This window comes from Amphibacillus sp. MSJ-3 (genome assembly GCF_018919165.1).
Classification (GTDB): domain Bacteria; phylum Bacillota; class Bacilli; order Bacillales; family Amphibacillaceae; genus Amphibacillus.
In genome coordinates this window covers 1-9503 of sequence record NZ_JAHLQM010000050.1, presented here as the reverse complement: position 1 = coordinate 9503, position 9503 = coordinate 1, and the positions used below count along the sequence as shown (strand labels likewise).

Genomic DNA, 9503 nt, shown 5'->3' with positions numbered 1-9503 from the left:
ATCCGTGGTAAGATGGGTGTAGGTCATTTATGATCACTCCTATTCTTCGTGGTGGAAGTATAGTAAGAGTGTATCATAAATGACTTTTTTAGTTGTCTAGCTTAATTTTACAATCTACGTTAAATAAGCTTAAGTAATTTCCATAGCCTTCTTTTTCAAGTTTATCTTTCGGAATAAACTTCAGGGCGGCAGAGTTTATACAGTAACGGCTACCCCCTGCCTCAACTGGCACATCATCGAAGACATGTCCTAAATGGCTACCAGCTGTTTTACTTCTAACTTCAACCCGGCGCATACCATGCGATGTATCTAGAGTTTCCTCTAGTTCATTATGATTAATAGGCCTTGTAAAGCTTGGCCATCCACATCCTGCATCATATTTGTCCAATGAAGAGAATAGAGGTTTCCCACTAACAATATCTACATAAATCCCTTCATCCGCTAAATCAAAATATTCATTTTGGAATGGAGTTTCCGTCCCACCTTCTTGCGTGACTTGATACTGGATCGGTGTTAATCTTGATTTTAACTCTTCTTTTGAAAAGTGTGGTTTCCAGTGTCTTTGAATAAACGCTTCTCGGCCGGATCCTTTTTTATATAAATTATAATGGAAACGATTCCTTTTATAATAATGTTGATGTTCTTCTTCTGCTGGGTAAAATACTTGGGCAGGTAGAATTTTAGTTACAATAGGGCGTTTGAATTTACCTGACTCTATTAAGGCTTGCTTTGATTTTTCTGCAATTTGTTTTTGCTGATGATCATGATAAAAAATTGCCGTTTGATAGGAGTGACCTCGATCATTAAATTGGCCATCGGGATCAGTTGGATCAATCTGTTGCCAAAATAACTCGACTAGCTTCTCATATGGAAAGATGACCGGATCATAACTAATTTGAACGGCCTCATAATGTCCCGTTGTGTTCTGGCAAACTTCTTCATATGTTGGATTTTCCTTATGCCCACCAGTGTAACCGGAAGTCACTTTGTTAATACCTGGTTGTTGATCAAAAGGTTCAACCATACACCAAAAACAACCTCCAGCAAACGTTGCGAGTGCTTGATTACTTTCTGTCAACTTTATCCCCCACTTTCATCTTTTCTTTTTCATTGTAAGATGTAGTTATTTAATAATCAAATATAGAGCGTTGGTGCATTATACTCTGGTTTTTCTTGATCGTTCAAAGCTTCAATTTTAAATAGATTATCGCCAATATTATCCGTCGTTTGATTATTTTCACACGGTTGTTTTAAAGGAATGTCATTACTTTTTTCTTCTTCATCGCTTTGTTGGATGCCTAGTATTTTATCGAGTTCGTCAGTTGAGTCTTTTTCATCATCGGTAGAGTCATGGTCGGTCTGCTCGTCATCTTCAGAATCATTAAATTCTTTCATTAGCGCGAGCATATTCGGTAGATTTTTAATCAATGGACCGTACTGTTGTATTTTCGGAGTAATAGATTGAGTCATTTTTACGATCGTTTGAATCTGGTCAAGGGTTTCTCCTAAATTTCCACTCAAGGGATTAAGTTTCTTTAACAAACCCATTAAACCTGAACTTTGCATTGTTTCTGCTAGTACACCCGGGTTGGGCAATTGGGCAGGAACTTGATGATAAGGCATCCATTGCATCATCTGTCCATATGGTTGAAAAGGAACACTATGATTTATGTTTGGCGAAATTTGCTTCATTATTACTCCCTCTTTTCATTTCTTCCGGTACAATAGTTTACGTCAATAGTAATAAAATGTGCGGATTAAATGATGCCCAATTCACTTAATTATTTCCCGGGTAAGCGCAAGATTAACGATATTCAGACATTCCAAGTAGAAAAAATGTCACTAATTGACGCTATTAAGTGAGATGAGTCGATAGTAACAGACCGTTTGATTATTACTCCAGGTTAATTTAGTAATTTTTCCAAATCCAATTTGATCCGTTTCTTTGTGACGTTTAATTTCAATCATCTGCTCAACGGGAAACAATCGATAGCCATTCAATGTTATTGTGAAACTATTTGGTTGATCTGATATTCGTTCTTCTTTTCCTTCAGTTACGAGTATCCACTCGAGTGTTAATGGCATTGACAACTAAAAAACCTCCTTTTAAAAGTAATCGGAACAAGCTAGTGGTTAAATCTAGCTCTTGATCCTTGCGGTGTTGCAATAATTTCTAATTTCGCATGAATTTCTTCTTTTAACTGATTAACATGTGAAATAATACCTAAAACACGATTGGATTGCTGCAGTCCTTTTAATGTTTCAATTGCCTGTTCAAGTGAGATATCATCTAATGACCCGAAGCCCTCATCAATAAATAATGTATCAAGTTGAACACCACCAGCATGTGCTTGAACAACGTCGGCCATTCCGAGTGCTAAACATAGTGATGCTTGAAAGCCCTCACCTCCCGATAGTGTTTTAACTGAACGGATTTTTCCGGTGTGTTGATCATACACCTCTAAATCAAGTCCACTTTTAGCACCATGTTTAGCTAATTGTTCGCTCCTTAATAGCACATAACGGTGATCGCTTATTTGATCAAACCTTAAATTAGCTTGAAGCAATATCTCATCTAAGAAGGCTGATAGGACATAACGTTCAAATGACAATTTTAAATGATTATCTCCGCTAGCCATATTTGCTAAAGCCGATACATTGCGGAATTCTTGATCTGTTTGACTAAATGCTTTTGTTAAATCCATCACTGTTGCCTGTATTCCCTGATGTTTCAACTGTTTTTCTTTTAAATGTTCGATTAAACGAATGATATTTTCAAAATTCTCTTGGTGTTGTTCAAGTTCCTTCCGTAATACGATTAGATTTGGTTTTTCCTGATCTTTTACTAGCTCCTCCAATTGCTGAATTTGTTTGTTAACATGATCAAATTGTTCTTGATAATGTATGATTTGATGCTCCATTTGCTGACGTTCTTTTGTTGATTTCTTTGCCCTTAAGTATGACTGTTGATCTGAAAAACCAATCTGATTGAGCTGTTGATCAAACAAATGTTTAGCATTAGCAAAACTCTTTTCCAATTGCTTTGTAAATTGTTCTTGTGCTTGGTAGCCTGTTACGAGTGTATTTACTTTTTCGCTTAGTTTATTAAACTCTATTTCTTTGTCGGAAAAGGTAAGAAACCATTGTTCCAATGCTTTATGTTTGATTTCTTGTTTTTCTTGCCAGGCAGAAAAGCTCAAGTCCGTTTCCGGGCAATTTTTTAAATAAGAATTCCTTTCGCCATTTAATGTTGATAATTCTCGGACAGACTGTTGTAACTGGTTCGTCAAGTCTTCCTCTTCCTGCTCCACTTGTTGAAGTTGTTCATTCAGTGATTTCTTCTGTTCTTTTTTTTGATTTAATTCAATTATTTCCGCTTCAATTGTATTTAATGCTTCCTTTTGCTTATCAATATTCCTTTGCATAGCTACAATCTTGTTAGCAATTAATTGATCATTCAACTCGTCAATAGTTAGGTTGAAAAATGAAGTGAGTTCAATCACTAATTGCCTTTGGGTATCTTTTTTCGATTTTATTTCAATAAATTGTTCCTGCACTTGCTTAAGTGATTGTTCAAGCGCATCAATCGCTTCAAGACAACTTTCTTTTTCATCAGCCTTTATCGATCCTTCTCTTCTACTTATTGGTTTTGGATGTTCACTTGATCCACATACAGGACAGGGGATGCCAGGTTCTAACTGACTTGCTAATTGACTCGCAATATAATGACGTTCGTCATGTTCGTAACGTTTCAAGCGATTCTTTTCGATCTCCAAGTTCTCCTTGATCAAGTCATAAGATGAATTGATCTTGGTAAATTCACTTTCAAACTCGATTAAGAGATTAAAGTTTGCTTTTAGACGCTTGGCCTTTTGCCATTTTTCCTGTTCAACTGCAAGCTGATGTGTTAATGTTAGTGAACGTTCAGTTAAATCGTACTGCTTTTCTAGCGCCTGATCAATTGCTTTCATCTGTCTCTTTATTTTTTGATTTTCTTGTTGTTGTTCAGCTGCTTTTTTAGTTAGTCTTTTTTCATCCATTCGTTTTTGATCAATTAATTTGTCCAATTCGATGACATTAGCCCAAGCCTCACCCTGATTTTTCTGTTCATCTAAAGCTTGAAGTTCCTTTTGTTTTAATTGGTACTCAGCCTTTAATTTAGAAAAGCTAGATTGCTGTTGTTCCAACAATTCTCTTTCGTGTTTTAATTCATCTGACAAATCTTGAGCTTTCTTTTTCTCAATTAACGCTTCTTGTTCCCGGACTTTAAGTTGTTCCTCATATGGTGTGATTTTTGCGGCTTTCTCAGCTTGGGAAAAGTTGAATTTTAATTGTTCAATTTGGTCACTTTGTTTTATCAATTGCTCTAATTGATTTTTAAGTTCCTCTAGTCTACTAAAGTCCTTGGCCGTTTGTTCTGCTTTTCGGTATTGATCTTGAGCTAAAGTGTATCCGTCTTTAATCTCTTGATAACGCTTTTTTTGCTCTTTGTATTCTTGTTCGATTTGCTTAATCAATAATGATAACTGTTCGTTATATTCTTCATTTGTCCAACCTTCGCGGATTTCCTCCCCTATTTCCCACTCGACTTGATTAAACTGATCGAGTCTTTTTTGTTCGAGTTGTTTAAGTTGATCAAGTCGTTCTTTTGTTTCATGTTGAAGTTTGGCCGTAATATTTTGATAAATATGGGTGCGGAAAATTTTCTGCAAAATCTTTTCCCGATCGTTACTATTCTCACTGATTAACTTTCGAAATTCCCCTTGAGGAATCATAATCATTTTCAAAAATTGATCGTAGTCTAAGCCAAGTAGGTCTTCGATTGATTCGTTCACATCTTTAATTTTACTATGCAATAGTCTCTCTTCTTGATCAATGATCTGATAAAGGCTTGCGGTTGCAGCCTCATCTATTAACCCTTTACCACGACTTTTTGGTCGTTCTTGCTTAGGTCTTCGTTTAATTAAATAAAGGGATTGTTTGAGTTCAAATAATAAACTCACTTCAGTTGGTTGATCACTCGTTGCAAAGTCACTTCTTAAGGTATCATGATCTCGATCAGCACCACTTGCCTTGCCATATAAAGCGTAACAAATCGCATCAAAAATTGTTGTTTTTCCAGCACCTGTTGGTCCGGTGATTAAAAAGATCGATTCATTTCCTAGTCGTCTGAAATCGATCACTTGTTTTTCCAAGTAGGGACCAAACGCTGATAAAGTTAAGGTTAACACTCGCATTTTATTGTTCCCTTTCTTCTTTTGTTAGTTGGTTAATAACGTTAGTCACAATATTTCTTCGTGTTTCAGTTAGTCTTTCATCGGTCATCTCATAATAGAATGCTTCAAACAATTCAACTTCAGATAACTTTTTTCTTTGTTTTACGCGTTCTAATTGGCCTAAACCAAGCGAAGATTGTTTGAGTTTCTTCTCTAATCGTAATATATTAGGGAACTTCTTCCTTAATTGACTGACCGGATCCAACAATTGCCCATCATCTAATAGGCTAATATGTAAATAATCTTCTGTAGCTGGATAAATGGATTGCTTTAGTAAATCGTCATAGTAGCCCTCAATGACCCGAATATCACGTTTAGGCAATAAGGGGATTTGCTGATAGTCTATCAATCCGTTACTATCCATATCAATCAATGTCACAGATTTTTTCTGGTTAGTCTCAGAAAATGAATATTTCAATAATGACCCACTATATTGGACATGCTCTGTCTTAATTTTCTGTGGTTGGTGCAAGTGACCAAGCGCAACATAATCAAAATCTTTAAAAATATCGACATCAATGTAGGGACTACCACCGATCATCGATAGACGATCTTCCGACTCTGATTCCATCCCCCCTGCTAGAAAGGCGTGTGTAATACAAACATGACGTTCATTAGGATTCATGGTTGTAGTAATTGTGTCGATGACTGCTTCCATTGCTTCTTGATAAGTATGAATCTTTTGCTCTGGAAAAAATGCTTGAACATCAGCTGGTTCAAAATAAGGAATGAGATAAAAATGAACAGGTCCCGCTTCATCTGTAAACGTTAACTGTTCAATTGGTTGTTTGAATTTAGATTCGATATAAAGTTGATGATTTCGGAACAATTGACTGCCGAATTGTAAGCGATCTGGGCTATCATGGTTACCAGAAATAACGAGAATAGGGATGTTAAAGCTCTTGATTAATCGAGTGAAAGTTTGATCTAATAATTCAACGGCTTCTTTTGGTGGAATTGAGCGATCATATATATCTCCAGCAATGATCAAAATATCTGGTGTGTGTTGTTCGATCACTTCAAATAATTGCTCTAACACAATTGCTTGGTCTTCAGTCATATACACACCATTCACGATTTTGCCAAGGTGCCAATCTGCTGTATGTAAAATTCGCATCGAATCTTACCTCCTTGTCGTTTAATATAGAAAGGACAATCAAGGGAAGATCAGCTCCCCATTGACTCTCCTTTCAACTTTAATCTTTAAATTCTAAATAATCTTGCCATAATTGATCAAATATATAAATAGCATCATTGAAAGGGATGTTCCATTCTAAATACTGACTGATTTCATCATAGGATTGACTGTGTTTTGGAAATTCGTGATCTTGATAAATCCATTCAGCTAGTTTCCATTCATCTGTAGATTTCTTAGCGCCACGAAAGCGCATCATATATTTATAAAAAGAATTCATGGTCTTTTCACCTACTTACGATTATATTGAAGGAAATAATAGTCATAGGGGTTCTGATCATTTTTTATTCCCTTTTTCTTTGAAATTAAGTTCCAATTAGTTAGATCTATTTTAGGAAGGTAAGTGTCCCCTTCAAATTCCTCATCAATATAGGTGATATAAAGATGATCCGCATAGGGCAAAAATAACTGATAAATGTCAGCTCCACCTACGACGATGATCTCCTCGTCTGATCGCTGATCAATGTAATCAAGTAAGCTTTGCATTTCATGAAAGATCTCACAGCCCTCAGCTTGATAATTTTGATTACGCGTTAAAATGAGATGGTGCCGATTAGGTAATGGTTTCCCGAATGATTCAAACGTTTTTCTACCCATAATAATGGTTTTTCCACTTGTTATTTCTTTAAAATAAGCTAAATCATTTGGAATACTCCAGGGCATCCAATTGTCTTTGCCAATCAAATAATTACGATCGTGCGCAAAAATCATAGCTAGCATTTGATCTCTCTCCTCTTATACTGCAATCGGTGCTTTAATGGCTGGGTGTGATTGATAATTTTCTACTGATAAGTCGGATAGTTCAACATCAAAGATCGATGTTAAATTTGGATTGATCTTTAATTGTGGTAATGGATAACATGTTCGTGAAAGTTGCTCCTTGACCTGATCAACATGATTATGATAAATATGAGCATCACCTAATGTATGAATAAACTCCCCAACCTCTAGTCCACATTCAAAAGCAATTAAATGTGTCAAAAGTGCATAGCTTGCAATGTTAAATGGTACACCTAAAAAGATATCTGCACTTCGTTGATAAAGCTGACAGGATAATTTCCCATCCGCAACATAAAATTGAAATAATGCATGACAAGGTGGTAAGGCCATGTTAGAAGGAACATCTTCCGGGTTCCAAGCTGTCACAATGTGCCGGCGTGAGTCCGGATTATGTTTAATCTGTTCGATAACATCTTTTAATTGATCAATGGTTTTTCCCGTTGATGTTTTCCACTTCCGCCACTGTTCTCCGTAGACTGAACCAAGATCACCGTATTTCTTGGCAAAGTAATCATCTTCAATAATTCGTTTTTTAAATGCAGCCATTTCCTGTTGATATTGTTGATTAAACTTTTCATCTATTAAAGAACGACGGCCAAAATCAGTCATATCTGGTCCATCATACTCAGCGGACTCGACCCATCTTTTAAATGCCCATTCATTCCAGATGTTATTATTATTTTTTAATAAATACTGTATATTTGTATCCCCGCGAATAAACCAAATTAACTCACTTGCAATCAGTTTAAAATTTACTTTTTTCGTTGTAAGCAAGGGAAAGCCTTCCTGTAAATTAAAGCGCATTTGGGCTCCGAATATTGAATAAGTACCTGTTCCAGTTCGATCTGCCTTGCTATTTCCTTGAGCTAAAATTGTTTGGCATAGGTCTAAGTATGCTCGTTCATTTTTTGACATCTATTTTCCTCCCCATAAGTCATATCCCTTAGATTCATATTACAGAATTTTAACAATACGTTCAAGATTCATTTATTACCCTGAGACTGAATATATATGATTTAAGATCGATTTCGTTAAGCTTAATTTCAAAGGAGGCATTTCGTTAATGGCTCAGAATATTATTAAGCAATCTGTTGCTTATAGCTACATTTTCAGTCAACCATTTGCCACATATATTGATGCCTATCCCATGCTACAAAGTCAATGGTTAATTGGTGAAGGAGAACAGTACATTGCTTACGGGGATCACAGTGCTGTGGTTAGAATTATTCAACATAAACTCAATGATTTAAAGTACTATGATGATGCTATCGATGGCGAATTTGGTTTGTTGACTGAATATGCATTAAAGAAATTCCAACAAGATCATGCAATCCGCGCGAATGGAACCTTAGATAGACAAACCATTCAAGCAATTATAGAAACAGAAAAAAACTATTATCTCAATAAACTAACAAGTATTGATCAGCCAATATACTATGGTGATCAATCTAGTCAGATTGAATCATTACAACGGGCTTTATTTTATCTAGGCTACTTTGATGATGAGATTGATGGCATCTTTGGACCTTTAACAGAAACAGCACTATTAGAAGCACAACGGGCATTTGGACTCGAGGAGACGCCAGCTGTAACGAGAGAGCTTGTTGAAACCATCACATCTGAATCAACTATTGAAAAAGAAGTTGAACCGCCTGAACCAGAACAGGCAGACGAGGAGTTAGATGAACAAGCACCTGAACCGATTAAGAAAAACGATGCAAACACTAGAGTTGAAAAAGTAATCGAAGCAGCCAAAGCACAAACCGGCGTACGCTATCAATGGGGCGGGGACTCACCGAGCGGTTTTGATTGCAGTGGGTTTATTCAATATGCTTTTCAACAACAAACCATCACAATTCCACGAACCGTTTCAGAAATTTGGAATCAAACAACTCATGTCGATCAACCATCGATTGGTGATCTAGTCTTTTTTGAAACATATAAGGAGGGGCCTTCCCATGTTGGTATTTACCTTGGAAATGGCCAATTTATACATGCGAGTGAATCTAAGGGTGTGACCACTTCTGGTCTTGAGGAAGAATATTGGGCTACTAGATATTTAGGAAGTCGCCGCATTTATATTGATTAATCCTGATCCAAAGTTTGATGTCATTCTCCCTTCCTTTTTATTTTGTATGTGTATAATGTTTCTCAATGATACTTAAATCAAAATACTAGACAAAAAAAGAGAAGACACTCTAATATAAATGTAAGTTTCGCGACTAACATTTGAAAAGAGGTCTTCTCATGGA

Annotated in this window: 9 protein-coding genes; 1 reads left to right on the top strand and 8 read right to left on the bottom strand. The window is 36.2% G+C overall.

Translation table 11 applies throughout. The annotated features are described in order from the left end of the window. Positions 1-88: 88 nt before the first annotated feature. The 8 genes from msrA to KQI76_RS11100 form a co-directional block, all read right to left on the bottom strand. On the bottom strand, positions 89-1078 hold the full coding sequence (msrA, locus tag KQI76_RS11135; RefSeq protein ID WP_216400375.1) for a peptide-methionine (S)-S-oxide reductase MsrA: 990 nt from the start codon (positions 1076-1078) through the stop codon (positions 89-91). A 56-nt stretch (positions 1079-1134) separates the two neighbouring features. After that, positions 1135-1692 (bottom strand): YqfQ family protein, encoded by a 558-nt coding sequence (locus tag KQI76_RS11130; RefSeq protein WP_216400374.1) that lies wholly within the window; start codon positions 1690-1692, stop codon positions 1135-1137. Positions 1693-1842: 150 nt separating this feature from the next. Continuing rightward, complete coding sequence (locus tag KQI76_RS11125) at positions 1843-2085, bottom strand: DUF2584 domain-containing protein (RefSeq protein ID WP_253288918.1); 243 nt, start codon at positions 2083-2085, stop codon at positions 1843-1845. A gap of 41 nt (positions 2086-2126) precedes the next feature. Continuing rightward, the gene (locus tag KQI76_RS11120) at positions 2127-5237 is read right to left on the bottom strand and encodes an AAA family ATPase (protein WP_216400372.1); all 3111 of its coding nucleotides are present in this window, start codon (positions 5235-5237) and stop codon (positions 2127-2129) included. A gap of 1 nt (position 5238) precedes the next feature. Then, positions 5239-6393: an exonuclease SbcCD subunit D gene (locus tag KQI76_RS11115; RefSeq protein WP_216400371.1), complete on the bottom strand. Its 1155-nt coding sequence runs from the start codon at positions 6391-6393 to the stop codon at positions 5239-5241. A 79-nt stretch (positions 6394-6472) separates the two neighbouring features. Next, positions 6473-6691, bottom strand: coding sequence for a YozE family protein (locus KQI76_RS11110; protein WP_216400370.1), 219 nt, complete (start codon positions 6689-6691; stop codon positions 6473-6475). An 11-nt stretch (positions 6692-6702) separates the two neighbouring features. Beyond that, the gene (locus KQI76_RS11105; RefSeq protein ID WP_216400369.1) at positions 6703-7191 is read right to left on the bottom strand and encodes a dihydrofolate reductase; all 489 of its coding nucleotides are present in this window, start codon (positions 7189-7191) and stop codon (positions 6703-6705) included. 15 nt (positions 7192-7206) lie between these two features. Then, a complete protein-coding gene (locus KQI76_RS11100) occupies positions 7207-8166 on the bottom strand; it encodes a thymidylate synthase (protein WP_216400368.1) in 960 nt (319 codons plus the stop codon). Positions 8167-8314: 148 nt separating this feature from the next. Here KQI76_RS11100 and KQI76_RS11965 point away from each other — a divergent pair, with 148 nt between their 5' ends. Beyond that, positions 8315-9340: a C40 family peptidase gene (locus KQI76_RS11965; protein WP_216400367.1), complete on the top strand. Its 1026-nt coding sequence runs from the start codon at positions 8315-8317 to the stop codon at positions 9338-9340. The last annotated feature ends 163 nt before the right edge of the window (positions 9341-9503 follow it).

Coding starts and splice junctions, on each gene's coding strand:
- KQI76_RS11130 (WP_216400374.1), bottom strand. CDS start 1,692: ATGAAGCAAATTTCGCCAAACATAAATCATAGTGTTCCTTTTCAACCA.
- KQI76_RS11125 (WP_253288918.1), bottom strand. CDS start 2,085: ATGCCATTAACACTCGAGTGGATACTCGTAACTGAAGGAAAAGAAGAA.
- KQI76_RS11120 (WP_216400372.1), bottom strand. CDS start 5,237: ATGCGAGTGTTAACCTTAACTTTATCAGCGTTTGGTCCCTACTTGGAA.
- KQI76_RS11115 (WP_216400371.1), bottom strand. CDS start 6,393: ATGCGAATTTTACATACAGCAGATTGGCACCTTGGCAAAATCGTGAAT.
- KQI76_RS11110 (WP_216400370.1), bottom strand. CDS start 6,691: ATGAATTCTTTTTATAAATATATGATGCGCTTTCGTGGCGCTAAGAAA.
- KQI76_RS11105 (WP_216400369.1), bottom strand. CDS start 7,191: ATGCTAGCTATGATTTTTGCGCACGATCGTAATTATTTGATTGGCAAA.
- KQI76_RS11100 (WP_216400368.1), bottom strand. CDS start 8,166: ATGTCAAAAAATGAACGAGCATACTTAGACCTATGCCAAACAATTTTA.
- KQI76_RS11965 (WP_216400367.1), top strand. CDS start 8,315: ATGGCTCAGAATATTATTAAGCAATCTGTTGCTTATAGCTACATTTTC.